This window comes from Allobosea vaviloviae (genome assembly GCF_001298265.1).
Taxonomy (GTDB): domain Bacteria; phylum Pseudomonadota; class Alphaproteobacteria; order Rhizobiales; family Beijerinckiaceae; genus Allobosea; species Allobosea vaviloviae_B.
This window is the reverse complement of the sequence record NZ_LGSZ01000048.1, coordinates 277,421-303,177: the sequence shown is the minus strand read 5'-3', so window position 1 is coordinate 303,177 and position 25,757 is coordinate 277,421. Positions and strand designations below refer to the sequence as shown.

24 protein-coding genes and 1 pseudogene are annotated in these 25,757 nt (G+C 66.8%); 10 read left to right on the top strand and 15 right to left on the bottom strand.

Translation table 11 applies throughout. From position 1 onward, the window contains the following. Nucleotides 1-153: 153 nt before the first annotated feature. From AE618_RS17580 to AE618_RS17570, 3 genes are read right to left on the bottom strand one after another with little or no spacing between them, the layout of a single operon-like run. Entirely contained in the window at nt 154-585 is a 432-nt protein-coding gene (locus tag AE618_RS17580) for a VOC family protein (protein ID WP_054210345.1), read from the bottom strand. 30 nt (nt 586-615) lie between these two features. Continuing rightward, on the bottom strand, nt 616-1,098 hold the full coding sequence (locus tag AE618_RS17575; RefSeq protein WP_054210344.1) for a DUF1579 domain-containing protein: 483 nt from the start codon (nt 1,096-1,098) through the stop codon (nt 616-618). Between the two features lie 40 nt (nt 1,099-1,138). Beyond that, nucleotides 1,139-1,678, bottom strand: a complete 540-nt coding sequence (locus AE618_RS17570; protein WP_054210343.1) for an SRPBCC family protein — start codon at nt 1,676-1,678, stop codon at nt 1,139-1,141. A 180-nt stretch (nt 1,679-1,858) separates the two neighbouring features. Between AE618_RS17570 and AE618_RS17565 the strand changes: the two genes are divergently transcribed. From AE618_RS17565 to cysK, 5 genes are all read left to right on the top strand, one after another. After that, on the top strand, nt 1,859-3,313 hold the full coding sequence (locus AE618_RS17565) for an AMP nucleosidase (protein WP_054210342.1): 1,455 nt from the start codon (nt 1,859-1,861) through the stop codon (nt 3,311-3,313). Between the two features lie 157 nt (nt 3,314-3,470). Further along, nucleotides 3,471-4,742, top strand: coding sequence for a phosphopantothenoylcysteine decarboxylase (locus AE618_RS17560; RefSeq protein WP_054210341.1), 1,272 nt, complete (start codon nt 3,471-3,473; stop codon nt 4,740-4,742). Between the two features lie 4 nt (nt 4,743-4,746). Further along, the gene (dut, locus tag AE618_RS17555) at nt 4,747-5,229 is read left to right on the top strand and encodes a dUTP diphosphatase (RefSeq protein ID WP_054210340.1); all 483 of its coding nucleotides are present in this window, start codon (nt 4,747-4,749) and stop codon (nt 5,227-5,229) included. After that, nucleotides 5,229-5,681: an RrF2 family transcriptional regulator gene (locus AE618_RS17550; protein WP_054210339.1), complete on the top strand. Its 453-nt coding sequence runs from the start codon at nt 5,229-5,231 to the stop codon at nt 5,679-5,681. Before dut ends, AE618_RS17550 begins: the two co-directional genes overlap by 1 nt. A 95-nt stretch (nt 5,682-5,776) precedes the next feature. Continuing rightward, complete coding sequence (gene cysK, locus AE618_RS17545; RefSeq protein ID WP_054210338.1) at nt 5,777-6,763, top strand: cysteine synthase A; 987 nt, start codon at nt 5,777-5,779, stop codon at nt 6,761-6,763. A gap of 77 nt (nt 6,764-6,840) precedes the next feature. Here the strand turns inward: cysK and AE618_RS17540 are convergent, their stop codons facing one another. The 9 genes from AE618_RS17540 to ugpB all read right to left on the bottom strand — a co-directional run bounded on the left by AE618_RS17540 (nt 6,841) and on the right by ugpB (nt 17,879). Further along, entirely contained in the window at nt 6,841-8,145 is a 1,305-nt protein-coding gene (locus AE618_RS17540; RefSeq protein ID WP_054210337.1) for a sensor histidine kinase, read from the bottom strand. Nucleotides 8,146-8,308: 163 nt separating this feature from the next. Then, the gene (locus tag AE618_RS17535) at nt 8,309-8,743 is read right to left on the bottom strand and encodes a hypothetical protein (protein ID WP_054210336.1); all 435 of its coding nucleotides are present in this window, start codon (nt 8,741-8,743) and stop codon (nt 8,309-8,311) included. 4 nt (nt 8,744-8,747) lie between these two features. Then, nucleotides 8,748-9,107 carry a DUF883 C-terminal domain-containing protein gene (locus tag AE618_RS17530; protein WP_054210335.1) on the bottom strand — a complete coding sequence of 120 codons (360 nt, stop codon included), beginning with the start codon at nt 9,105-9,107 and terminating at the stop codon, nt 8,748-8,750. Nucleotides 9,108-9,238: 131 nt separating this feature from the next. Continuing rightward, entirely contained in the window at nt 9,239-10,372 is a 1,134-nt protein-coding gene (locus AE618_RS17525; RefSeq protein WP_054210334.1) for an AI-2E family transporter, read from the bottom strand. Nucleotides 10,373-10,468: 96 nt separating this feature from the next. Next, the gene (polA, locus tag AE618_RS17520) at nt 10,469-13,516 is read right to left on the bottom strand and encodes a DNA polymerase I (RefSeq protein ID WP_054210507.1); all 3,048 of its coding nucleotides are present in this window, start codon (nt 13,514-13,516) and stop codon (nt 10,469-10,471) included. A gap of 105 nt (nt 13,517-13,621) precedes the next feature. Beyond that, nucleotides 13,622-14,701 carry a sn-glycerol-3-phosphate import ATP-binding protein UgpC gene (locus AE618_RS17515; RefSeq protein WP_054210333.1) on the bottom strand — a complete coding sequence of 360 codons (1,080 nt, stop codon included), beginning with the start codon at nt 14,699-14,701 and terminating at the stop codon, nt 13,622-13,624. A gap of 84 nt (nt 14,702-14,785) precedes the next feature. Next, nucleotides 14,786-15,634 (bottom strand): sn-glycerol-3-phosphate ABC transporter permease UgpE, encoded by an 849-nt coding sequence (gene ugpE / locus AE618_RS17510; protein ID WP_054210332.1) that lies wholly within the window; start codon nt 15,632-15,634, stop codon nt 14,786-14,788. Continuing rightward, nucleotides 15,634-16,515, bottom strand: a complete 882-nt coding sequence (gene ugpA, locus AE618_RS17505) for a sn-glycerol-3-phosphate ABC transporter permease UgpA (RefSeq protein ID WP_054210331.1) — start codon at nt 16,513-16,515, stop codon at nt 15,634-15,636. The genes ugpE and ugpA overlap by 1 nt, the downstream gene beginning before the upstream one ends. A 65-nt stretch (nt 16,516-16,580) precedes the next feature. Then, nucleotides 16,581-17,879, bottom strand: a complete 1,299-nt coding sequence (gene ugpB / locus AE618_RS17500) for a sn-glycerol-3-phosphate ABC transporter substrate-binding protein UgpB (RefSeq protein WP_432704513.1) — start codon at nt 17,877-17,879, stop codon at nt 16,581-16,583. Nucleotides 17,880-18,114: 235 nt separating this feature from the next. On the opposite strand from ugpB, the gene AE618_RS17495 reads away from it, so the two are divergent. The 3 genes from AE618_RS17495 to AE618_RS17485 all read left to right on the top strand — a co-directional run bounded on the left by AE618_RS17495 (nt 18,115) and on the right by AE618_RS17485 (nt 21,433). After that, complete coding sequence (locus AE618_RS17495; RefSeq protein ID WP_054210330.1) at nt 18,115-19,293, top strand: fumarylacetoacetate hydrolase family protein; 1,179 nt, start codon at nt 18,115-18,117, stop codon at nt 19,291-19,293. Nucleotides 19,294-19,456: 163 nt separating this feature from the next. After that, on the top strand, nt 19,457-20,398 hold the full coding sequence (locus AE618_RS17490; protein WP_054210329.1) for a PfkB family carbohydrate kinase: 942 nt from the start codon (nt 19,457-19,459) through the stop codon (nt 20,396-20,398). Nucleotides 20,399-20,413: 15 nt separating this feature from the next. After that, a complete protein-coding gene (locus AE618_RS17485; protein WP_054210328.1) occupies nt 20,414-21,433 on the top strand; it encodes a proline racemase family protein in 1,020 nt (339 codons plus the stop codon). 25 nt (nt 21,434-21,458) lie between these two features. On the opposite strand, the gene AE618_RS17480 is transcribed toward AE618_RS17485, so the two are convergent. Together AE618_RS17480 and AE618_RS17475 are read right to left on the bottom strand one after the other, a co-directional pair. Further along, nucleotides 21,459-22,352 carry a methylated-DNA--[protein]-cysteine S-methyltransferase gene (locus tag AE618_RS17480; protein ID WP_054210505.1) on the bottom strand — a complete coding sequence of 298 codons (894 nt, stop codon included), beginning with the start codon at nt 22,350-22,352 and terminating at the stop codon, nt 21,459-21,461. Nucleotides 22,353-22,542: 190 nt separating this feature from the next. Further along, nucleotides 22,543-23,380: pseudogene (locus tag AE618_RS17475) on the bottom strand (LysR family transcriptional regulator). Nucleotides 23,381-23,494: 114 nt separating this feature from the next. Here AE618_RS17475 and AE618_RS17470 point away from each other — a divergent pair. Then, a complete protein-coding gene (locus AE618_RS17470) occupies nt 23,495-24,412 on the top strand; it encodes an alpha/beta fold hydrolase (protein ID WP_054210327.1) in 918 nt (305 codons plus the stop codon). Between the two features lie 3 nt (nt 24,413-24,415). Here the strand turns inward: AE618_RS17470 and AE618_RS17465 are convergent, their stop codons facing one another. Beyond that, nucleotides 24,416-24,928, bottom strand: coding sequence for a DUF2244 domain-containing protein (locus tag AE618_RS17465; RefSeq protein WP_054210504.1), 513 nt, complete (start codon nt 24,926-24,928; stop codon nt 24,416-24,418). 47 nt (nt 24,929-24,975) lie between these two features. On the opposite strand from AE618_RS17465, the gene nth reads away from it, so the two are divergent. Next, nucleotides 24,976-25,677, top strand: a complete 702-nt coding sequence (gene nth, locus AE618_RS17460; protein ID WP_054210326.1) for an endonuclease III — start codon at nt 24,976-24,978, stop codon at nt 25,675-25,677. Nucleotides 25,678-25,757: the final 80 nt, after the last annotated feature.

Here is a 25,757-nt window from a genome sequence, read left to right as displayed (position 1 = left end):
TGTCATTCCGGGGCTTCGCGGAGCGAAGAACCCGGAACCCACGACGGGGTGCGCCTCAACCGGCTGCCCGAAACTGATGTTCACCCCTCGGCGTTCACCCGGTCGTGGGTTCCGGGTTCGCCGCTGTCGCGGCGCCCCGGAATGACAGGCAGCTCAGCCACAATCGGCCTTGTCGGCCGGCATCTCGGCGCCGATCATCCAGTTCGTCCCGAAGCGGTCTCGCAGCATGCCGAAGCGCGGCGACCAGAAGGTTTCCGCCATCGGCATCTGGATCGTCGCACCGTCCGACAAGCCGGCGAAGATGCGTTCCGCTTCGGCTATGTCGGTGACGTTGACGGACACCGACACGCTGCGCATCGGGCCGTCGCTGCGATCGGGCGGCGCGTCGGACGCCATCAGCATCTGGCCTTCGATCTCCAGGCAGGCGTGCATGATCTTGTCGACCCATTCCGGCGGGACATGCGCCTCGGCCGGCGTGCCGCGATGGTCCATCATGGCGAGGATCTTGCCGCCGAAGACGGCCTCATAGAGGGTGAAGGCCTCGCGGCAATGGCCGTCGAACATCAGATAGGGGGCGATCTTCATCGGTCTCTCCTGCGCTTGGGAAGCGGGCGATCACGCCTTGCGGCGGTACTCGGCGGTCATGAACTCGGTCCAGCCGCCATCCCCGTCGGGTGTGTAGGACGCCAGGATGCGGTGATCGGGGCCGACCATGGTGATCACGTCGCGATAGGGGATGATGGCGCCGTCGCCCATCAGGTTCGGCCCTGAGCTTTCGAGCGTCAGCACCTTGCCGCTCTCGTCGAGCGCGCCTTCGTAGAGCCAGAGATGCGTCATCATCGAGCCGATCCAGCTGCCGACGAAGCGGCCTTTCACGGGGTCGAAGCCGAGCGTCAACAGGGTCTTGCCGGTCGAGCCGTCGGGCATCTCGCCCTCGCCTTCGCAGAGCGTCCAGAGCCCTCCGAGCGAGCGCACGGTTTCCCGGCCTGTCGATTTCGATCGCGGCTGGCCGGGGCCCGTCGCGCAGTCCATCTCCGAGGTCCATTCACCGACGAGCTGCTGCAGCCAGTCGTGTTCCGTCTGCGGTTTTGCGAACATGGGCTTGTCCTTTCCGGTTGGAGTTTGACCTCGGATCTCGTCAGGAGCGGCGTTCGGCCGCGGCTTTCATCGCGGCCAGGCCCGCCTCGAAATCGCCGCCGATCATCCTGTCCATGTTCATGAAGACATGGACGATTTTGCCGAGGAATGGAGTCGGCCCGGTCATCGTCCAGACGACATTCGTCGTATGGCCCTGGGGCAGCAGCGCAAAGACGGCTGCGTTGTGGGCCTCGAACGGCGCGATGAAATCGAGCTTGAGAGCGACCTTTGTCGGCGCCACCTCGACGATCTCCATGCTGCCGCGCCCGACAGTCTTGTCGCCCTCCCAGGCATAGCGAGCGCCGACCCCGCTATCCGCACCGCTGAAGCTGCGCGTCATGGCGGGGTCCTTCTTCTCCCAGGGCGACCAGGCCCCCCAGGCCCTGAAATCGGCGATCAGCGGCTGGATGCGCTCCGGCGGCGCCTGGATCGCGATCGAACGCTGGACCTGGAACGTATCCGGCTTCATCGCGGCGAGGATCAGCACGATCGCGACCGCGATGACGACAAGAGCGACGAGGCCGAGCAGAACGGTTTTCATGACGCGGTTTTCCCTGACCCGAAGCGCATCGGTGCCTGCATGCGGCGGCACATTAGTTAACTCATAGGTTTAGTAAATTGCGGCCCGCCGGGAGTCAACCCGCCTCCGCTGTCAGAGGCTGGCAGTTGTCACGCGACCTAGCCCCCGGCTAAAGCTCGCCCGAACGAAAGGACGCCGCCCATGACGTTCGAGACCGCCTCCACTCCCGCTGCCGCCCTCGACAGGCTCGAGGCGCTCTATGCCGAGGCGAGAGCGGCGTTGCGGGACGACCTGCAGCGCTTCTTCGAGACGGGGCAGCCGCCCAGCGCCGGGGAGCGGGCGTGCTACCGCTACCCGCTGCTGCGCGTCACCTACGAACCGTCCAGGCTGCCCGCGGCGACGCGGCGCGGCTATGCCAAATTCGCAGCGCCCGGCATCTATTCGACGACGGTGACCCAGCCGGCCGAGTTCCGCGGCTATCTGCTCGACCAGTTGCAGCCGCTGGTCGACGAATATGGCGCGACCATCGAAACCGGGATCAGCTCGCAGGAAATCCCCTACCCCTACGCGCTCGAGGGCGGCGACGAACTCGGACGCGGCGAGATCACGGCCGCGGAGCTGGCGCGGCATTTCCCGACGCCGCTGCTCTCGCTGGTCGGCGACGAGATCGCCGACGGCACCTTCGACATCGTCGATGGCGAACCACGGCCGCTCTCGCTGTTCGACGCCGTGCGCGTGGACTATTCGCTGCGGCGGCTGGTCCACTACACCGGCACCGATTGGCGCGCCGTGCAGCCCTGGGTGCTGCTGACCAACTACCACCGCTATGTCGACCAGTTCGTCCGGCTCGGCATTGCCGAGATCGAGGCCGGCACGGCGTTGGCGCTGGTGACGCCCGGCGGGGTGCGGATCGAGCGCGATGGCATCGATGTCAGCGCCGCCGAGCGGGTGATGTCGTCGCCTTGGCACCGCTTCCAGATGCCGGCCTATCACCTGATCCGCGAGAACGGCCAGGGCGTGACGCTGGTCAATATCGGCGTCGGCCCCTCCAACGCGAAGAACATCACCGACCATCTCGCGGTGCTGCGGCCGCATTGCTGGCTGATGGTCGGCCATTGCGGGGGCTTACGCCAGACGCAGATCATCGGAGACTACGTCCTGGCCCATGCCTATCTCCGGCAGGACGGCATCCTCGACGAACTGGTGCCGCCCGATGTGCCCGTGCCCGCGCTGGCGGAGGTGCAGGTCGCGTTGCAGGAGGCGGCAGCCGAGGTCACCGGCGAGAGGGGCGACAAGCTGAAGAACCGGCTGCGCACCGGCACCGTGGTGACCCAGGACGACCGCAACTGGGAGCTGCGCTGGACCAAGGAGCGTCGCCGGATCAACCTGTCGCGTGCCATCGCGGTCGACATGGAATCGGGCACCATCGCGGCGCAGGGCTACCGCTTACGCGTGCCTTACGGCACGCTTCTCTGCGTCTCCGACAAGCCGCTGCACGGCGAAATCAAGCTGCCCGGCGCCGCCAACGCCTTCTACGAGCGCGCAGTCAGCGAGCATCTGCGGATCGGGCTCGCGGCGCTGGAAAAGCTGAAGAAGGCGGGATCGACGATCCATTCGCGCAAGCTGCGCAGCTTCGACGAGCCGCCGTTTAGGTGATGAGCCTTGCCGTCATTCTTGGGCGAAGCGAAGCGCAGACCCGAGAATCTCTTGCCGGAGATGCTCGGGTCAAGCCCGAGCATGACGTGAGCGCCCGATGACAGCCCTAGCCCAGCGATGCTAGGTAACGTTCATCTCAAGGCTCAGGAGCCCCGCCTTGTCCGCCTCCCGCTCCATCCTCCTCATCATCGGCGGCGGCATCGCCGCCTATAAATGCCTGGAGCTGATCCGTCGGCTGAAGGATCGCGGGATCGCCACGCGCGCCATCCTGACCAAGGCGGGCGAGGAATTCGTGACGCCGTTGTCAGTCGGGACGCTGGCTGGCGAGCGCTGCTTCACCGATCTGTTCTCGCTGACCGACGAGGCCGATATCGGCCATATCGCCCTGTCGCGCTCGACCGATCTGCTCGTCGTGGCGCCGGCCACCGCCGACCTGATCGCCAAGATGGCGACGGGGCTGGCCAATGATCTGGCATCGACGGCGCTGCTCGCCACCGACAAGCGCGTCCTGATCGCGCCGGCCATGAACCCGCGCATGTGGCAGCACCCGGCGACGCGGCGCAACATGGCGCAGCTCGAGAAGGACGGCGTGCTGGTCGTGGGCCCCAATTCCGGCGCCATGGCGGAGCGCGGCGAGAGCGGGCCGGGCCGCATGGCCGAGCCCGCTGAAATCCTGGCCGCGATCGAACGCGCCTTGGCCGACGAGGCGCCGGGCCAGCGCGCGATCGGGTTCCTCGGCCGTTTGCCCGGAGGCGCCGGCGAACAGGGTGCGCTCGCGGGCCGGCATGTGCTGGTGACATCGGGGCCGACACATGAGGCGATCGACCCGGTGCGCTACATCGCCAACCGCTCCTCGGGCAAGCAGGGTCATGCTCTCGCTGCTGCGGCGGCCGCCGCCGGCGCACGGGTGACGCTGGTCTCCGGCCCGGTCGCGATCCCCGATCCCGAGGGCGTCGAGACCGTTCATGTCGAATCCGCCCGCGAGATGCTGGCCGCTGTCGAGGCGGCGCTGCCGGCCGACATCGCGATCTTCGCCGCTGCCGTGGCCGATTGGCGCGTGGCCGACGCCACGCCCGAGAAAATGAAGAAGGACGGCAGTGGCCTGCCGCCGCTCGCCCTGATCGAGAACCCCGACATCCTCGCCACCGTGGCGCATCGACAAAGCGCCCGACCGGCCCTGGTCGTCGGCTTTGCCGCGGAAACGCAGAACGTCATCGCCTATGCGCAGGCAAAGCTGGCGAGGAAGGGCTGCGACTTGATCGTCGCCAATGATGTCGGCGGCACCGGGGTGATGGGCGGAGACGCCAACACCGTGCATCTGGTGACGCGCGACGGTGTCGAGAACTGGCCGACGCTGGCGAAACAGGAGGTCGCGACCCGCCTGATGGCCCATATCGCGGGGCTCGTGCCGGTCCGGACCGGAGTCTGACGGCATGGTCACCGTTCCCGTACGGCGCGTCGGCCACGGCCTCGGCCTGCCCTTGCCAGCCTATGAGACTGCGGGAGCGGCAGGCCTCGACCTGCGCGCGGCGCTCGGCGAAGGGGAAGCCCTGGTGATCGCGCCCGGCGAGCGCCAGGCCGTTCCAACGGGGCTCTCCATTCAATTGCCTGTCGGTTTCGAGGCTCAAGTGCGCCCCCGTTCCGGGTTGGCCTTTCGGCACGGCGTTACCGTGCTGAACGCGCCGGGGACGGTCGACAGCGACTTTCGCGGCGAGATTACGGCCATCCTGGTCAATCTGGGCGACGTCTCCTTCACGATCCAGCGTGGGGACCGCATCGCGCAATTGGTGATCGCCCCGGTCACGCAGGCTCTGCTCACGGAAACGGATCGCCTGGACGACACGCCCCGTGGAGCCGGTGCCTTCGGCTCGACGGGAATCGACGGCGGCGTGGTTTTCGGCAAGGATAGCGTCTGATGATCCTCCTCTCCCGCCGCAGCCAGCTCGCGATCGCGGCCGTGGTCGACATCGCCCTGCACGCCAGACCCTCGCCGGTGGCGGCCAAGCATCTGGCGGCCCGGCACGATCTGCCGCCGCGCCATCTCGAAACGCTGCTGCAGGCATTGGTCAGGGTCGGCATCCTCAAGGGCGTGCGCGGCCCGCGTGGCGGCTATGAGCTGGCCCGCGAGCGCCGCCGGGTCACCGCCGGAGCCATCGCGCGCGCCGCCATGCAGGAAGCCGGCGATGACGGGCTCGGTCCGGCGCCGCATTCGCGCCTGGTCGACGACGTGATCGGGCCGGAGGTGATGCGCGCCTCGCAGGCGTTTCTGGCCGTGCTGGACGGCATCACCGTCGAGGAACTCTGTCGCCGTGCGCAGGATGAAGCCGTCTTCGGCGTCATGGGCATCGACGGTGATTTTACGATATAGAATGTGAATTATTGAATTCATCGACAGTCTGCGTGAATTGATCTATTGTGAGTCCTCAATCGACGGCACCAGACCGACGCTTTCAGGAGAAACCCATGACTGAGGCAGCGCGTAAGCCCGAGACCGCCCCGGCGAAAGCGCCCGGTCGCGGCCGGATCTACGACTCGATCACCGACACCATCGGCGATACACCGCTCGTCAAGCTCAACCGCCTGCCAGCCGAGCGCGGCGTCAAGGCGACGATCCTGGCGAAGCTCGAATTCTTCAACCCGATCTCCAGCGTCAAGGACCGCATCGGCGTCAACATGATCGACGCCTTGGAGGCGTCGGGAGCGCTCAAGCCGGGCGGCACGCTGATCGAGCCGACCTCGGGCAACACCGGCATTGCGCTCGCTTTTGTGGCGGCCGCGCGCGGCTATCGGCTGATCCTGGTGATGCCCGAGACGATGTCTCTGGAGCGCCGCAAGATGCTGGCGCTGCTTGGTGCCGAGCTTGTGCTGACGCCGGGTCCCGGCGGCATGCGCGGCGCGATCGCCAAGGCCGAGGAGCTCAATGCCGAGATTGCGGGCTCGATCATCCCGCAGCAGTTCGAGAACCCGCACAACCCCGAGATTCACCGCAAGACGACCGCGCTGGAGATCTGGAACGACACGCAGGGCAAGGTCGACATCTTCATCGCCGGCGTCGGCACAGGCGGCACCATCACGGGCGTCGGTCAGGTGCTGAAGGAAAAGAACCCGAATGTCAGGATCGTCGCCGTCGAGCCCGAGGATTCCCCGGTGCTGTCGGGCGGGGCGCCCGGCCCCCACAAGATCCAGGGCATTGGCGCGGGCTTCGTGCCCGGCATCCTCGATCGTTCGGTGATCGACGAGGTCGTGACCGTTGGCAACCAGACCTCGTTCGAGACCTCGCGGGCGCTGGCCAAGTTCGAGGGCATCCCGGCCGGGATCTCGTCGGGGGCCGCCATCGCCGCCGCGCTCGAAGTCGGCGCGCGGCCGGAGAATGCCGGCAAGACGATCGTCGTGATCATCCCGTCCTTCGCCGAGCGCTACATCTCGAGCGCGCTGTTCGAGGGGCTCTGACGAGCGCCTGATCGGCGTGGAGCGCGTGACATCACGAAGGCCCGGTTCAACGACCGGGCCTTTTCATTGGGCTCGACCTAGTCCCGCTTCGGGAAGGTCAGCGTCACGCAGGTGCCGGGGCGGCTTGAGTCCGGAGCGAGAGGGGCGGAGGTCATGGTCGCCTGCATGCTTCTGAGCAGGCTTGCGATGACGGTCTGGCCGAGACCCCTGGTCTCGATTTCGCCGGGCATGCCGATGCCGTCGTCCTCGACCGACAGGGCGAGCGTGGCCGCATCCTCCTGCACCGTTTCCTCGAGGCGGACCACGATCTTGCCGGCCATGCCGTTCGGGAAGGCGTGCTTGATCGCGTTCGTCACCAGTTCGTTGACGATGACGACGAAGGACACCGCGTCGCGGCCCGGCAGCCGGATCGCGTCCATGGCGAGGCTCACCTCGATCGGCCGACCTTCGGCCGCCTTGCCGATCTCGGCCAGCAGATCCTCCATATAAGCCCGCGCGTCGATCTCGTCGGTCTCGATGTCCAGGCGCAGACGCCGCTGTCCTGCGGCGATGGCCTGGATGCGCGACTGCGCCTGCTGCAGGGCCGTGCGAACGGCCGGCTCGCCGCTCTGGCGGCTCTGGACGTTGAGCAGTGCCGAGACCATGGCGAGGTTGTTGCCGACGCGGTGATTGACGTCGCGCAGCAGGGCCTCGATTCGCAGGCGCTCGTTCTCGAGTTCCCGCGTGCGCTCGCTGACGATCTGTTCCAGCTGGGCGTTGCTCACCGCCAGCGACAGGCTGCGGCGCTGCCTTGTCCGCAATTGCAGCCAAGCGGCGAAGGCGAGGCCGGCCAAGGCCACGACGATGCCGATGCTCGCCAAAAGCCGGCGGCGCTCCTCGTTGCGGTTGAGGGAGACCAGCAGGGTGTTCTCGGCCAGCTGGATCTGCTCGATGCTGTCGCGCAACGCGTCCATGGCGCCGATGCCCTCACCTTGGCGGATCATGGCGAGCGCTTCGTTTTGGCGGCCGTCGCGCGTGAGGCCGACCGTGGCGTCGAGTTCCACGAGCTTGCGCTCCATGGGCTGCCGAAGCGCGGCGACGCGCTGCTTCTGCAGCGGATCGGTCTCCACCAGGCGTTCGAGTGTCTGCAGAGCGGGCAGGACGGCGCTGCGGCCATTCGTGAAAGGGACCAGATAGCTCGCTGTCCCCGTCAGCATGTAGCCGCGCTGACCGGTCTCGGCGTCGCGCAAATGGCCGAGGAAGCGCTCGGCGTTTTCGCGGACGGCAATGGCGCGGGAGACGCGCTCGGCGGTGTTCTGGGCCTGCAGATTGATCCAAGCCGCCAACAGGATGGCGACGGCCACGACGCCGATGGCGATCACCGTCGTTGTGGCCGAACGCAAACGCGCCCGAACGGCTGGAATCATGGGAACCGAAAAACGATCGCGGGGCCTCACCTGTGCAAGCATGGCTACCGTGTTACAGGACGGCACCCACGATCCCTATGTAAAAAGACAGAAGGCCGTCATGCCCAGTCGGCCGGTTCGCCACGCCAGGGCGGAGGCCTCACGCCTCGTCGTCGTCATCGCCTCCGGTGAAGAACTGCCGTCCGAGCAACGCACCCAGCACCACGACGCCGCCAACCAGCGCAATGCGCCAGCCCGTGCGGGATTTGACGCCGGAACCGACCAGCTTTGCGATCAGAGGCGCAGCGACCAATGCGGTGGCCGCCACCGGCCGAGCAGGACGGCGACGGTTCTTGACGTAAAGTGCGGCGCCGAAAGCGATCAACGCCGCCACGAACAGACCGCCCGCGATGAACAGGCTGGCCTCCGCCGTGCCGTATCGCAACGCCAGGACCGTATGCAGCGCGCTCAGGGCATAGCCCCCGGCGCATAGGACCAGCAGGACGGCGAACCCCATCAGCGCGTAGACGATGACGTTGCGCCTGACGGCGCCGGAAATCTCCGACGCGATATAGGCTCCGATTCCCCCCAGCATAGGCTCAGCGCGCCGAGAGGAAGCCGACGAACAGGCCGACAGCCGCCGCCAGGCCCAGGGCGCGCAACGGCCGCTCGCGGATTTCGTCCTCGATCAGGCGCTGCAGATCGGTCGCCTGCTCCTTGGCGACATCGACCATGCGGTCGGTATCGACGCCGACCGAACGCAGGCGCTCGCTCACCGTCGCAACCAGCTCCTCGGCGCCGCGGGCGAGACTGTCCTCGATCGCGCCGGCCTCGCGCTTGACGCGGGCGGCCGTCGCGCGTGCCTCGCCGGCCATCTCCTCGGCCCCGGCTGCAACCTCGTCCTTGGCATGCTTCACGGAGGCCGCAGCCTGACGCTTCGCGGATGTGGTGGTGGCCATGTCGCTTTTCCCCTGCATCGATCGGTCTTCGTGAAACGGATTCAAAAATCAGTCGCTATCTGCGGACGGTCCAGTCCTGACAAGCTTTCCGGGCAACGCGTACGGGCCGCAGCGGTTCCGTCCCGTCAGGCTCACGCCGCTTGTCGTTCGGGCTGATCGCTGCGCTCCTCGGCCTGCGCGGCGCGATACCGGGCGAATTCCTCCTGCGCCACCATGGCGACGAGCAGGATCGGAGTCGAGAGGACCGCGCCGACCGGCCCCCACAGCCAGAGCCAGAAGATGAAGCCGATGAAGACCAGGAAGGGTGAGACCGTCAGCCTGCTGCCGACGAAGACCGGCGTGACGGCGTTGCCCTCGATCAGATGGAGAACGAAATAGGCGGCCGCCGGCCAGATCGCCGTCAGCACCAGGGGTGCGTCGATCAGCGCGCTGGCGAACAGCATGACGGTGACGATGATCGGCCCGATGAAGGCGAGATAATTCAGGATGAAGGCGAGCGCGCCCCAGAAGATCGGGAACGGCAGGCCTGCCATCCAGGCGATCGTCATGGTGAGGACGCCCATGCCGAGATTGATCAGCGTCACCAGGCCGAAATAGCGCGCGACACGCGTTTCGATCTCCTGAAAGAATGCGCCGGCGGACTTCCGGGCGCCGCGTCCGAGGCAGAGGCGCAGCGCGCGCGCCTTGAGGTGGCGGCGCGTGGCCAGCCAGAAATAGACGGTGGCGACGAAGATCAGGAGGCCGCCGGCCACCGTCGAGGACGACATCGCGATATCGAGCAGCGGATTTCCCTGCGAGACGTTGAGTTCGGCGCCGGTCTTGCCCATCAGCGAGGCGATGGCATGCTTGGCCTCGTCCATCACCACGAAGACGCTGGCGAGCTTGGTCTTCAGCGCCGTCATCATCGCCGGTGCCTGATCGCTCCAGGCAGCCACGGGGACGGCGAGCACCGTGATCGCAGCCATGATCAGCCCGAGAAACAGAAGCACCACGATCGCCGCCGCCAGATGCTGCGGGACATTGCGGCGCACCAGCCAGTCGACCGCCGGTCCGAGCACCAGGCCGAAGATGATGCCGGCGGTGATCGGCAGCGCGATGACCTTTGTCAGGTACAGCGAGGCGGTGGCGAGGATCACGAAGATGCCGATGATCGTGTACCGGACGATCAGGTCATGCTCGGAGGGCGTGACGTCCTCATGCAAGTCCTCGACCTCGGGTTCCGCCATATAGCGCGGGAATGGCTTCCAGGCCGATGAGTTGAGCATGATGTCGGTTCCAACGCGCGCGAACCGCGCCCCCCGGCGCGTCGCATCGTTAAACGTCGGGTCGTCAGCGAAGGTTCCGGCTGTGTCGGGGTCCGCTCAATGCGCCTCGTCCCAGTTGCCGGCGGCGCGGGCATCGACCTGGAGCGGCACCCGCAGCTGCACCGCCGGATGCGGCGCCTCGACCATCACGCGGGTGATCACCGGCAGCGCAGCCTCGACCTGGTCGTCGGGCACCTCGAAGACCAGCTCGTCATGGACCTGCAGGAGCATGCGGACATCGAGCCTGGCTGCGGTGAGCGCGTCCTCCATGCGGATCATCGCCCGGCGGATGATGTCGGCGGCCGACCCTTGGATCGGCGCATTGATCGCCTGGCGCTCGACGAAGGCGCGCTCCGAGGGGTTCTTGGAGGCGACCGCCGGGAAATGGCAGATCCGCCCGAAGATCGTCTCGACATGGCCGTTGGCGCGCACGAAGGTCTTGGTCGCGTCCATGTAGTCGCGGATGCCGGGGAAGCGCTCGAAGTACTTGCGGATATAGGCGCTCGCCTCCTCGCGGCCGATGCCGAGCTGGTTGGCGAGGCCGAAGGCCGAGATGCCGTAGATGATGCCGAAATTGATCGCCTTGGCGCGGCGGCGCACCTCGCTCGGCATGCCCAGCACGGGCACGCCGAACATCTCCGACGCCGTCATCGCATGGATGTCGATACCATCGGCGAAAGCCTGCCGGAGTTGCGGGATCTCGGCGATATGGGCAAGCAGGCGCAGTTCGATCTGGCTGTAATCCGCCGAGATCAGCTTGTGGCCTTTGTCCGCGACGAAGGCGGTGCGGATCTTGCGGCCGGCCTCGGTGCGGATCGGGATGTTCTGCAGGTTCGGCTCCGACGAGGAGAGCCGGCCGGTCGTGGTCGCCGCGAGCGCATAGGAGGTGTGGACCCTATTGGTCTGCGGGTTCACATAGGCCGGCAGCGAGTCGGTATAGGTCGATTTCAGCTTGGCGAGCTGGCGCCATTCCAGGATCTTTGAGGGCAGCGGATGGCCCTGCTCGGCCAGCTCCTCGAGCACGCCCGCGCCCGTCGCCCATTGGCCCGTCGCGGTCTTCTTGGCGCCCGAAAGCCCCATCTTGCCGAACAGGATGTCGCCGAGCTGCTTGGGTGAGCCGATGGTGAACTTTTCCCCGGCGATCTCGTAGATCTCGTCCTCCAGTCGCGCCAGCGACTGGGCGAACTCGCCCGACAGCCGCGACAGGATCTGGCGGTCGATCGAGATGCCGCGCGCCTCCATCCGGGCGAGTACGCCGATCAGCGGGCGCTCCAGCGTCTCGTAGACCGTGGTCCGGCCCTCGGCGGCGAGGCGCGGCTTCAGCACGCGCCAGAGCCGCAGCGTCACATCGGCATCCTCGGCGGCGTAATCCGTCGCCTTGTCGAGCGCGACCTTGTCGAAGGTCACCTGCGCTTTGCCGGTGCCCGCGACCTGCCCGAAGGTGATCGTCTCATGGCCGAGATGCAGCTCCGAGAGTCGGTCCATGCCGTGGCTGTTGTTGCCGGCGTCGAGCGCATAGGAAATCAGCATGGTGTCGTCGACGGGTGAGACATCGAGGCCGTAGCGCTTCAGCAGGACGAGATCATATTTGAGGTTCTGGCCGATCTTGAGGACGCCGGGATCGCAGAGCAGGGGTTTGAGCGCGGCCAGAGCCTCCGCCAGCGGGATTTGCCCCTCGACCATGCCGCCGCCGAACAGATCGGTGCCGCCGCGATGCTGCAGCGGAATGTAGCAGGCCCGCCCCGGCGCCACCGCCATCGAGACGCCGACGAGATCGGCCTGCATCGGGTCGATGGCGCTCGTCTCCGTGTCGATCGCGACCTGGCCGGCCTCATAGGCCCAGCCGATCCAGCGCTTCAGCCCGTCGAGATCGCGCACGCATTCATAGGCCGAGAGATCGATCTTGCTCGCCAGCGCCTCGTTCTCGCGCGCGGCGGCCAGCGCGGCCGGCTGCATCCAGCCCTCGCCGGCCGGCGCGGGCGCCCCGCCGGGCTGCCCGGGCGCGAGCGGATCGAGCGAGGCCGGCACGGCGGGTCCATCGGTCGTCGCCTCAGTGCCGACATAAAGCGCCTTCAGCTCGGCCGCGCGTGCGCCGCCCGGCGCCAGCGCCGCATCGGCATCGATCGCGCCGACATCGGCGTCATAGGCCTCGCCCACACGCTTCGTGATGGTAGTGAACTCCATCGCCTTGAGGAAGGCGACAAGCCTGACCGGATCGGGCTGGCCGAGCGTCAGATGCGAGAGCGGCGTCTCGACCGCGACATCGTCGACCAGCGTCACCAGCTTGTGCGAAATGCGGATCTTCTCGACGATCTCGGGATTGGTCAGGGTTTCTCGGCGCTTGGGCTGCTTGATCTCAGCCGCGCGCGCCAGCAGCGTGTCGAGATCGCCATATTCGCCGATGAGCTGGGCCGCCGTCTTGATGCCGATGCCCGGCGCGCCCGGCACGTTATCGGTGGCGTCGCCGGCCAGCGCCTGGACGTCGGTGACCTTGTCGGGCATCACGCCGAAATACTCGACGACCTCGGGCTCGCCGATCTTGCGCTCGGCCCGGAAGCCGGCGCCCTTCTTGGCGTCGCCCGATGCGGGGTCGTACATGGCCACGCCCGGCCGCACGAGCTGCATCAAATCCTTGTCGGCCGAGACGATCAGCACGTCGGCGCCGGCCTCGCGGGCCTGTTTCGCATAGGTCGCGATCAGATCGTCGGCTTCGTAGACATCCTGCTCGACCGGCAGCAGCCCGAAGGCGCGCACCGCCTCGCGCATCAGCGGGAATTGCGGGATGAGGTCGGCCGGCGGCTCGGAGCGGTTGCCCTTGTAGGCCGGGTAGATCGCCTTGCGGAACGAGTTCTCCGACTTGTCGAAGACGATGCCCAGATGTGTCGGCCGCACCCCGAGCACGCCCTCGCGGACGAACTGGAAGAGCTTGGTCGTGAACAGCCGCACCGCGCCCGAGGGCAAACCGTCCGAGCGGGCATTGTATTTCCGGTCCTGGTTGATCGACTGGAAATAGGCCCGGAAGATGAAGTTGGAGCCGTCGACCAGAAAGAGATGGTCGCCGGGCTTCAGGTCGGGCGCAATGGAGGTCGGGGCTGTCTCGCTCATGGCGCGGACCATAAGCGGACGGCGCAAGGCGGTCCATCGGCTGCGCGCGCCGATTCGCAAGAAGCTGTCAGGAGCGGGCGCTGCCTTCGCGGGAAGCGCCCGACCTCAGACGCGCCCGAGCCTCGCGCCCGTCTTGGTATCGAACACATGCACGCGGTCGGGATCGACGGTGATCCAGATCCGCCCGGCCACGGCGGCCACGACGTCGGTCGCCGCCTGCATCACGAAGGGCAGGCCCGCGAGCTGGCCGTGGAAGAGCTGCGTCGCGCCGAGTTCCTCGATGAACTCGACATCGAAGGGCAGCGAGCCGGCCTGGCCTTCTGATGCGATCTCGACATCCTCGGGCCGCAGGCCGATCTCGACCGGGGTCTGCGCGGGCAGGTCCTGGCGCAGGTCGCGCGCCTCGAGGATGGCGTCGCCCAGCGCCACGATCCCGGGGCCGTCGATCGTGCCGGGCAGGATGTTCATCGGCGGCGAACCGATGAAGGTCGCGACGAACTTGCTCGCCGGCTTCTTGTAGACGTCGGAGGGCAGGCCGATCTGCTCGACCTGGCCGCCATTCATCACCACGAGCTTGTCCGACAGCGTCATCGCCTCGACCTGGTCATGCGTGACGTAGATCGCGGTGACGCCGAGCGCGCGCTGCAGCTTCTTGATCTCGACGCGCATCTGCACGCGCAGCTTGGCGTCGAGATTGGAGAGCGGTTCGTCAAACAGGAAGACCTGCGGCTTGCGCACGATGGCGCGCCCCATCGCGACGCGCTGGCGCTGTCCGCCCGAAAGCTGCCGCGGCCGGCGATCCAGCAGGTTCTCGATGGCGAGGATGCGCGCCGCTTCCTTGACGCGGGCGTCGATCTCGTCCTTCGGCGTGCCGCGGTTGCGCAGGCCGTAGGACATGTTCTCGTAGACGCTCATATGCGGATAGAGCGCGTAGTTCTGGAACACCATGGCGATGTCGCGGTCGGCGGGGCCGATCTCGTTGACCACGCGCGTGCCGATCGAGACCTCGCCGGCCGAGATCGTCTCCAGCCCCGCGACCATGCGCAAGAGCGTGGACTTGCCGCAGCCTGAGGGGCCGACGAGCACGCAGAAGCCGCCATCGGGAATGTCGAACGACACACCCTTCACGGCCTCGACGCCGCCAGCATAGATCTTCTTGACGTTGGTGAGGGTGACTTGAGCCATTTGGGTTCCAGGCGAATAGCGAGTGGCGAATGGCGAACAGAGAGCAGGAACGGCCATTCGCCATTCGCCACTCGCTATTCGCTCCTATTTCTCCGTCTCCACCAGGCCCTTCACGAAGAGCCTCTGCATCAGGATGACGACGAGCACGGGCGGCAGCATCGCCAGCATGGCGGTGGCCATGGCGAGCTGCCATTCGGTGAGCGCGTCGGAGGTGACGATCATCTTCTTGATCGCGATGACGATGGTCTGCATCGAGTCCTTGGTCGTCACCAGCAGCGGCCAGAGATACTGGTTCCAGCCATAGATGAACTGGATCACGAACAGGGCCGCGATGGTGGTGATCGAGAGCGGCACGACCGTATCCTTGAAGAAGCGGAACGGACCGGCACCGTCGATCCGCGACGCCTCCAGCAGCTCGTCGGGGATCGTCATGAAGAACTGCCGGAACAGCAGCGTGCCGGTGGCCGAGGCGATCAGCGGCACGGCCAGGCCCTGATAGGTGTCGAGCATGTTGAGGTCGGAGACGACCTTGAAGGTCGGGAAGATGCGGACCTCCACGGGCAGCATCAGCGTGACGAAGATGATCCAGAACGCGGCCATGCGGAACGGGAAACGGTAATAGACCACGGCGTAGGCCGAGAGCACCGAGATGAAGATTTTCCCGAGCGCGATCGCCATCGCCATGATGAAGGAGTTCAGCATCAAGCCCAGCACCGGCTCGCGCGTCGTGCCCGACGTGCCGATGAACAGGATGCGGTTGTAGTTCTCCAGGAAATACGGGCCGGGATAGAGCGGCAGCTGGCCGTTGATGATGGTCGCGGCATCCCAGGTCGAGGCGACGAAGGTCAGCCAGACCGGGAAGGCGACGATCAGCACCCCGATCGACAGGATGACATAGGCGATGAAATCGCCGAGGCGGCGGTCCTCGACCATCAGTAGTTCACCTTGCGCTCGATGAATTTGAACTGCACCGCTGTCATGCCGATGACCATGACCAGCAGCACGACCGACTGCGCCGCCGAGCCGCCGAGGTTCGAGCCGCCCTTGCCGTCGGAAAAGACCTTGTAGACCAGCGTCTCGGTCGCGCCCGAGGGGCCGCCGCCGGTGATCGTGTCGATGATGCCGAAGGTGTCGAAGAAGACGTAGACGATGTTGACGACGAGCAGGAAGAAGGTCGTCGGCGACAGCAGCGGGAAGATGATCGTCCAGAAGCGCCGCATCGGCCGCGCCCCGTCGATTACGGCCGCCTCGATCACGCTTTTCGGAATCGATTGCAGGCCCGCGAGGAAGAACAGGAAATTGTAGGAGATCTGCTTCCAGGTCGCCGCCAGGATGACGAGCAGCATCGCGTCATTGCCGTTGAGCCGGGGATTCCAGGCGATGCCCATATTGGACAGCCCGCGCGCCAGCATGCCCAGCGATGGATCGAACATGAACAGCCAGAGCACGCCGGCCACGGCGGGCGCGACGGCATAGGGCCAGATCAGCAAGGTCTTGTAGACCTCCGCGCCCCGGATCTGCCGGTCCGCCATCACCGCGAAGAGCAGGGCGATGGAAAGCGAGAGCACGCAGACGAAGCTCGAGAAGATCGCGGTGTTGATGAAGGCCTTGAGATAGCCGGGATCGGAAAACAGCGTCTGGTAGTTCTCGAACCAGACGAATTCGGTCGAGGTGCCGAAGGCATCCTGCAGCAGGAAGGACTGCCAGACGGCCTGGCTCGCCGGCCAGTAGAAGAACAGGACGGTGATCGCCAGCTGCGGCAGGAGCAGCAGCAGCGGGACGGTCAGGCCGGTGAAATAGGCATTCTTCTGCATGGCTTATCCGAAAGACGCCGCCGCCCCGGCGGGCCGGGACGGCGGCGCGTATGTCACGAGGACGATCAGCGCGAGGCGGTCCGCTCGAACTGGCGCAGCATCTGGTTGCCGCGGTCGACAGCCGCATCCAGCGCCGCCTTGGGCGTCTTCTGCCCGTTCAGCGCCGCTTCCAGCTCTTCCGACCAGATGTCACGAATCTGAACGAGGCTGCCGAAGCGCAGGCCGCGCGAGTTCTCGGTCGGCTCCTTGTTGTTCAGCTCGAGGATCGGCGTCTCGAGATAGGGCTTGTCCTTGTAGAACCCCGAGGCCTTGACCTTCTCGTAGGCGGCCTTGGTGATCGGCAGATAGCCGGACTCGGTGTGCAGCTTCACCTGACGGTCGACATTCGACAGGAAGGTGAAGAACTTGGCGACGCCCTTGTATTCGTCGGGCTTCTTACCGCCCATCACCCACAGCGAGGCGCCGCCGATGATCGAGTTCTGCGGTGCGCCTTGCACGTCCGGATAATACGGCATCGGGGCATTGCCCCAGTCGAACTTGGCGTTCGCCTTGACGTTGCCGAAGAAGCCCGACGAGGTCAGGAAAATCGGGCATTCGCCGGAGGTGAAGCGGCCTTCGCCGTTGTTGGTGCGGCCGGAATAGCTATAGACGCCCTGCTTCTGCAGATCGACCAGATTGGTCCAGTGCTTCAGGAACGCCGGGCTGTTGAAGTTCAGGACCGCGTCGAAGCCGTCGAGGCCATTGGCCTTGGTCGAGAGCGAGACATTGTGCCAGGCGCCGAACTGCTCGATGTTCGCCCAGGTCGCCCAGGCATTCGAGAAGCCGCATTTGTCGAAGCCGGACGCCTTCAGCTTCTTGGCGGCCTCGAAGACCTCGGGCCAGGTCTTGGGCGGCGCCTCGGGGTTCAGGCCGGCCTTCTTGAAGGCATCCTTGTTGTACCACATCACCATCGAGGAGGAGTTGAACGGCATCGAGAGCATGTCGCCCTTCGCCGTCGAGTAGTAGCCGGTGATGGCCGGCAGATAGGCCTTCGGGTCGAAGGCCTCGCCGGCATCCTTCATCATCTCATGAACCGGCTTGATCGCGCCCTTGGCCGACATCATCGTGCCGGTGCCGACCTCGAAGACCTGCAGGATATGCGGCGCGGTACCGGCCCGGAAGGCCGCAATACCGGCGTTCAGCGTGTCGGGATAGGAGCCCTTATAGGCGGGAACGACCTTGTAGTCCTTCTGCGAGGCGTTGAAATCCTCCGCCAGCTTGACGACGACGTCGTTGTTGGCGCCGGTCAGCGCATGCCACCACTGGATTTCGGTCTGGGCCACGGCCGGCGCGGCACCGGCCAGCGCGAAAGCCGCGACGGACATCAGAATGCGAGATTTCACTGTCATCATTATCTCCCTTCCGCCCTCGGTTCGCTTTGGGCGGCTGTTCTTGTTGGTGCGCAAGCTAGCATGAAGGGAGGGCGACGTTTCAATGACAAAATGATGACGAACGCAACCCGTCCCTCCGCCGCCTATCCGCACGCGGGAGGGTCTTGCGTATTGGGCCGGAAGCGGCTGTTCTCCCCGCCCACCTCAGTCGCTCGACGGATCCTTTGCCATGCCGCGCTTTTCGCTGACGCCAGACCAGACTCTGCCGAAGGATGCCACTGACGCAACCCTGCTCGGCCGCGTCTGGCGCCCCGATGTGAACGGCCCGGCCATCGTCACCCTGCGCGGCGATGCGCTGGTCGACGTCACCCGCGCTTTCCCGACGAGCCGCGACCTTTGCGAGGCGAAAGATCCGGCCGCGGCGCTGCGGGTTGCGGCCGGTGAACCGATCGGGACGCTTGCCGACATTCTCGCGAACACGCCGGTCGATGGGCGCGATTCGGGCAAACCCTGGCTGCTCTCGCCACTCGACCTCCAGGCGGTGAAGGCGGCCGGCGTCACCTTCGCGATCTCGATGCTGGAGCGCGTCATCGAGGAGAAGGCGCGCGGCAATCCCGAAGCGGCGGTCGCCATCCGCGCGGAGATCGAAAAGCTGATCGGCGACGATCTCTCGAAGCTGAAGCCCGGTTCGCCCGAGGCGATGCAGCTCAAGGATGTGCTGATCAAGCAGGGCGCCTGGAGCCAGTATCTCGAGGTCGGCATCGGGCCTGACGCGGAGATTTTCACCAAGGCCCAGCCGATGTCGTCGGTCGGCACCGGCTTCGACGCCGGCCTGCATCCGATCTCGACCTGGAACAACCCCGAGCCGGAGGTCGTGCTGATCGTGGCCTCGGACGGCCGCATCGTCGGCGCCACGCTGGGCAACGACGTCAATCTGCGCGATGTCGAGGGCCGCTCGGCGCTGCTGCTCGGCAAGGCCAAGGACAACAACGGCGCCGCGACGGTCGGACCCTTCATCCGCCTGTTCGATCAAGCCTTCACGCTCGACCATATCAGAAACACCACGGTGAGCCTGACGGTCGTGGGCGAGGATGGCTTCACGCTCGAAGGCTCATCCTCGATCGCGAAGATCAGCCGCGACCCGGCCGATCTCGCGGGCCAGATGATCGGCCCCAACCACCAGTACCCGGACGGTGCGGCGCTCTATCTCGGCACCATGTTCGCGCCGATCAAGGATCGCGATACGCCAGGCGGCGGCTTCACTCATAAATACGGCGACATCGTCACCATCGCCGCGCCCGAGCTCGGCGCCCTGGTCAACCGCATGCGCCGCAGCGACGAATGCGAGCCCTGGACCTTCGGCGCCTCGCATCTGATGCGCAGCCTGGCGAAGCGCGGGCTGCTGTGAGTGGCCGCCTCAAGCCCCTCCCCCCCGCTTGGGGGGGGGAGGGGCTGGGGGGGGGGGCCCGCAAAGCCAGAGCACGACGTCACATCGTCTCGCCGAGCGGCACTGCCCCCCACCCAACCCTCCCCACCGCAAGCGGGGGGAGGGCTGAGCACCTCCAGCGCCGATGAGCGCCCGCGACCTGTGCCACGCGATCCTCGTCGTCGGCGAGGCGATTGGCGACTTCATCCCGCGCGATCCGGACGGCCGGCACTACGAGGCCGTCCTTGGCGGCTCCGGCTTCAACGCGGCCCTGGCGCTCGCCCGCTTCGGCGCGAAGCCCGTCTATGCCGGCGCGCTCTCGACCGACGCGCTCGGCCGCCGCTTCCGCGCCGCGCTCCTGGCCGAAGGCATCGGCACGGGGCTGGTCCGGGACAGCGCCCTGCCGACGGCCGTTGCCATCGTCTCGCCGCTCGGTCCGGGTGGCGTGCCGGAATTTGGCCTGCATCTCGAGGGCACGGCCCATGCCGAGCCTGAAGGCACGCCACGCCTGATGCCGCCTGGCGCGGTACATCTCCACGCCGCCTCCTTCGGCGCAACGATCGGTCCGTCCGGCGAAGCCGCGGGCGATCTCGCCGCCAGCGCCCGTCACGCGGGCGCGACCGTCAGCTACGACGTCAACATCCGCGCCTCCGTGCTGCCGGAGCGCAGCCGGGCGCTCCCCTTGATCGAGGCGCGCATCTCTCAATCCGATATCGTCAAGGCGAGCCTCGACGACCTCGCCTGGCTCCATCCCGGCGAGCGGGCCGAGGATGTCGCCCGACGCTGGCAGGGTCTGGGCGCACGTCTCGTGCTGGTCACGCAAGGGCCGGACGGCGCAATCTGCTACGGCCCGGAGACGCCGCCGACAGCCTCCGCGCCATCCGTGATCGTCGCCGACACGGTCGGTGCGGGCGACACCTTCATCGGCGGCTTTCTCGCCGTGCTGGCGGCGCGGGGCAGGCTTGGGGTCGGTTTCGCCGACGTCACGCGCGGCGATCTCCAATCCGCGCTGGCCTTCGCCTGTGCCGTCGCTGCCGACGCCTGCACCAGACCCGGCTGCGATCCGCCGCGACGCAACGCCACCTGACATCGGAACCGCGCGATGCGTTTGAGCTATCTCGACTATCACACCTGCGGCGAGCCGGTTCGCATCGTCACCTCGGGCTATCCCGTGCTCAAGGGCGCGACGATTCTCGAAAAGCGCCGCGACGCGCGCGAGAACCACGACCACCTGCGCCGGGCGATGATGCTGGAGCCACGCGGCCATGCCGGCATGTATGGCGTGATCCCGGTCGCGCCCTCGCATCCGGAGGCCGCCTTCGGGGTGCTCTTCACCCATAACGAGGGCTATTCGACCATGTGCGGCCACGCGACCATCGCGCTTGGCCGTTACGCGATCGAGCATGGGCTGGTGCCCGCGGTCGAACCGGTGACGCGCTTTGCCATCGAGGCGCCTTGCGGCCTGCTGCGGCTGGAATGTGGGGTGCGCGACGGCAAGGTCGAAAGCGTCGTCTTCGAAAGCGTCCCGGCCTTCGTCTTTGCGCGGGATCTCGTCGTCGAGGTGCCGGGCTTCGGGCCGGTCACCACCGACATCGCCTATGGCGGCGCCTTCTACTGCATCCTGCCGGCCTCGCGCTTCGGACTCGACCTGTTCGAGACGCCCGTCGCGGCGCTGACCGATGCGGCAGCCGCGCTCACAGACAAAGTCCGCGCGACGCTCGCCGTCACCCATCCGACCGAGCCCGATCTCGGCTTCCTCTATGGCACGATCGTCACCGACGAGGCTAAGCCCGACGAGGACAGCTTCAATCTCTGCATCTTCGCGGAAGCGCAGATCGACCGCTCGCCGACCGGCTCCGGCGTCACCGCGCGCATGGCGCTGGACCATGCCAAGGGGCTGCTCGCGGCCGGGCAGACCCGGCGTTTCCGCAGCATCACAGGCGGGACGTTCACCGGCCGCGTCTTGCAAGAGGTCGAAGGCCCCGCGCCCGGTGCCGTCACCGTCGCCGTCGGCGGCGCCGGCCATTTCGCCGGAGAGGGCACTTTCGTGATCGAGGCGGACGATCCGCTGCGCCATGGCTTCACCCTGCCGGAGCGCTTCGCCGAGATCATCAGGGGCTGACCCGACGCTGATCGACGCCGGCCTCTCAGGCCGCCGTCTGCCCGGCCTCCCAGCCGAGAATGGCGCGCTTGCGCGTCAGGCCCCAATGGTAGCCGGTCAGCGCGCCTGATTTGCCGATGACGCGGTGGCAAGGCACGACGAAGGAAATCGGGTTCTTGCCCACCGCCATGCCGACGGCGCGCGAGGCCGTCGGCTTGCCGATATGGCAGGCTACGTCGCCATAGGTCGTGGCGCGCCCGACCGGGATGCGCAGCAGAGTCTCCCAAACCCGGACCTCGAAATCCGTGCCGATCAGCACCACGCGCAGCGGCCTCTCGGCCGCCCAGGCCTTCGGATCGAAGATGCGGGCCGCGTAGGGCGCGGTCGCCTGCGGGTCGAAGCGGTAATCGGCATGGGGCCAGCGCCTGATCATGTCGGCCAGCGCCTCCGCTCGTCCGCCCACGACCTTGCCGCCATCGACTGCGTCGGACACCCAGCCGAGCCCGGCCAGACCGCGCGGCGTCGCGACGACCAGCGCCTCGCCGAAGGGGGAGGCGTGGAAGCCATAGGACAAGGCGAGCCCACCGCCGCCGGCCTTCCATTCGCCGGGCGACATCGCCTCATGGGTCACGAAGAGATCGTGCAGTCGCCCCGGCCCCGACAGCCCGACTTCAAGCGCGGTATCGAGCACGCTGGCGGAAGCGCCGAGCAGGCCCTTGGCATGGTCGAGCGTGATCGCCTGCAGGAAGGCCTTGGGGGTCAGCCCGCACCAGCGCCGGAACAGGTGGTGGACATCGGTCGGCGTCGCCCCGGCCGCCTCCGCGATCGCCTCGATCGTCGGCTGCGCGCGCCAGTTCTGGGTAATATAGGCGAGGATGCGCCGCACGGTGTCGTAATCGGAGCCCGGCGCGACGGACGGAAAATCCGCCTCCGGCGGCATGGCGTCCGTGGCGCGCGCCAGCACGGCATCGGAAAAGCGCGTCGGCGTCATCACGCCGAGTTTTGGGATATGAGCGGTCATGGCCGTCACCTTCGCATCATCGATCATGAGGCGAAACTAGGCTCTGGGTGAAACCGATCCCACCCGAAAGCTGGCAACCTTGTCGTTCGATGTGGCGCGTCGTAGCCCCCTAGACGTCCTGCTCCCAATAGGGGGGCGTGCCGAAATGCCGGCGCAGATGCTCGGTCAGCGCCGCGATCTTCGCCGATGGGCCGCGCTGGCTCGGATAGGCGAGATGAACCTCGGCGCCCTCGGCCTCAAGCCCGATATCGACGACGCGAAGCGCTCCGCGCGCGAGTTCCTGATGGATCATGAAGGTCGGCAGCAACGTGATGCCGGCACCAGCCAGCGCAGCGTCCCGCATCACCAGGCCGTTGTTGACGCGCACCGCGGCGGTCGGACGCGCGATGGCGATGCCGTCGGGGCCCTCGAAGCGCCAGTCGGTGTCGCGGTTGGAATAGAGGATGGCGCGATGCCGGCCGAGTTCGGAGACCGAGGCCGGCAGGCCATGGCGTTCGAGGTAGGCTGGCGAGGCTGTGAGGACTCGGCGGCTGCTCGCGAGATGGCGCACAACGAGACGGGTGTCGTGGACCTTGCCGTGCCGGATCACGGCGTCGAACCCGTCGGCGCCGGCATCGACGAAACGGTCATCGAGTTCGAGGTTCAGCGCGATCTCGGGATGGGCGGCAAGGAACGGATAGAGCGCCGGCCCCAGATGCAGGATGCCGAAGCTCACCGGGGCGGAGAGCCGCAAAGGTCCAGCCAGCGCGCCCCGCCGCTCGGCCATTTCGCCGATCGCCTCCTCGGCGTCGCGCAACAGGTTGCGCCCGCGCGCCCAGGCTGCGTTCGAGTTCGGCGAGGCGCTCGCTGACGACCGATTTAGCCAGGCCCATGCGCCGTCCCGCGGCGGCGATCGAACCCGCCTCGGCGACTGCGATGAAGGCTGCGACACCGTCCAGCTTGAGCATTGTTCGGTAATTCCGGAAGCCAATTTCGCCATTAGACGGCTGTGACTGACGCCATTGCAAGCCCATTCTGGTGGTTGGCCGATAATCCGTCGGCTGCATTGAGGGGATAGGACCATGCTTCGATTTCTGGCCGCCGCGATCAGTCTTGCCGCTCTGGTTGTGCCCGCAGCGGCGCAGCTCGTTGCATTCCCGCCGAGCTTCAAGACGCAGGAGATCAAAGCCAACGGCACGACCATCCACGTCCGCATCGGCGGCAAGGGTCCGGCCGTGGTCCTCCTGCATGGCTATGGCGAGACCGGCGACATGTGGGGCGCGATGGCGGCCGATCTTGCCCGCGATCACACGGTCGTCGTGCCCGATTTGCGCGGCATGGGGCTCTCCTCCAGGGCGCCGGGCGGCTACGACAAGAAAACGCAAGGCGCCGATGTCGCCGGGGTTCTCGACGCGTTGAAGATCGGCAAGGTCGATCTCGTCACGCACGACATCGGCAACATGGTCGGCTATGCTTTTGCCGCCCAAAATCGCGACCGCGTCACGAAATTCGTCCTGATCGATGCGCCACTGCCGGGCGTCGGGCCGTGGGAGGAAATCCTCAAGAATCCGCTGCTCTGGCATTTCCGCCTCGGCGGCCCCGACATGGAACGCCTCGTCGCCGGCCGCGAACGCATCTATCTCGACCGCTTCTGGAACGAGTTCTCCGCGACGCCCAGCCGCTTCACCGAAGCCTCGCGGAAGCACTATGCGGCGCTCTACGCCAAGCCGGGCGCGATGCATGCCGGCTTCGCCCAATTTGCCGCCTTCGACCAGGACGCGACCGACAACAGGGCCTTCGTTGCGGCGGGCAAGCTGACCATGCCGGTGCTGGCTTTGGGCGGCGAGAAATCCTTCGGGCTGACCATGGCCGAGGTGATGAAGTTCGCCGCCAGCGATGTGCAGGGTGCGATCGTGCCGGATTCCGGCCACTGGATCATGGAGGAAAACCCGGCCGCGACGATCAAGCTCGTCCGGGCGTTCCTCGACGCCAAGCCCTGACGCTTAAACCGCCCCGAAATCCGGCCCCCGCCGCGCGCTTGCCAGCGCCGCACCGAGGGCATCGGCAAAGCTCTCGCGCTCATGGGGCGAGAGCGCGGCAGCGACCGCCACGCTCTTCCCGCGCGAGACGAGGCTGAGCCGCAGCAGCCCGTAATCCTCGTCGTTCTGGCGCTCCAGCTTGGTCCAGGCCGGGTTGGAGCGCCAGACCGCCTCGTTGCCATGATGCGAGACCTTGCGCAGCAGCACCTCGAGCGGCGTCACGACGATGCGCTCGAAAGCGCGGGCATGTCGGAAATTGACATGGAAGGCGATGAACAGCGCGATCACGTCGAGGCCGAAGAAGCCGGCGACAGGCCAGGCGCCGAGCACGACGAAGGGGATCGAGGAGACGATGCTGGCGAGGCAGACCAGCGTCATCACCAGGCGGAAGCCGTTCTGGCCGAGCGAGCGATGCGGCGTGATCGTGGCGTCGAAGACGGGGCGCTCGGCGGCCGCCGAGGCATCGTCGCCGCGCATCCCTGAATCGCGCTTGCCGAGGTCCATGCGCCCACTATAACGCCGCGATGACCCAAGAGAACAGCCGCACGAGCCGCGTCCTGCCAAAAGCGCGGATCACGAAGCCGCGCGCCCGCAGCGCCGCCGGGGTCCGCGAGATCTTCACGCGCTTTCGCACGGCAAACCCCGAGCCCAAGGGCGAGCTCGACTACGTCAACCCCTTCACCCTGCTGGTCGCGGTCGTGCTCTCGGCGCAGGCGACGGATGTCGGCGTCAACAAGGCGACGCGCAAGCTCTTTGAGATCGCCGACACGCCGCAGAAGATGCTGGCGCTCGGCGAGGATGTGGTGCGCGATCACATCCGCACCATCGGCCTGTTCCGCACCAAGGCCAGGAACGTCATCGCGCTCTGCGAAAAGCTGATTGCGGAATTCGACGGGCAGGTGCCGACGACGCGGGCTGAGCTCGAAAGCCTGCCCGGCGTCGGCCGCAAGACCGCCAATGTCGTGCTCAACATCGCCTTTGGCGAGATCACCCACGCCGTCGACACCCATGTCTTCCGCGTCGCCAACCGCCTGCGCATCGCGCCGGGCAAGAATGTGCTCGAAGTCGAGCTCGGGCTGGAAAAGGCGGTGCCGGCCGAGTTCGGCCGGCACGCGCATCACTGGCTGATCCTGCACGGCCGCTATACCTGCAAGGCGCTAAGGCCCGAATGCGAGCGTTGCCTGCTCAACGATCTCTGCGACTCCCCCGACAAAAGGGTCGCTTGACGCTCGTCCCGCAATAGGCTCACCTCCCCTCCCTAGGCGCTCCGGACGCTGACGACGCGATCCCGAAAGAGAGCGCAAGG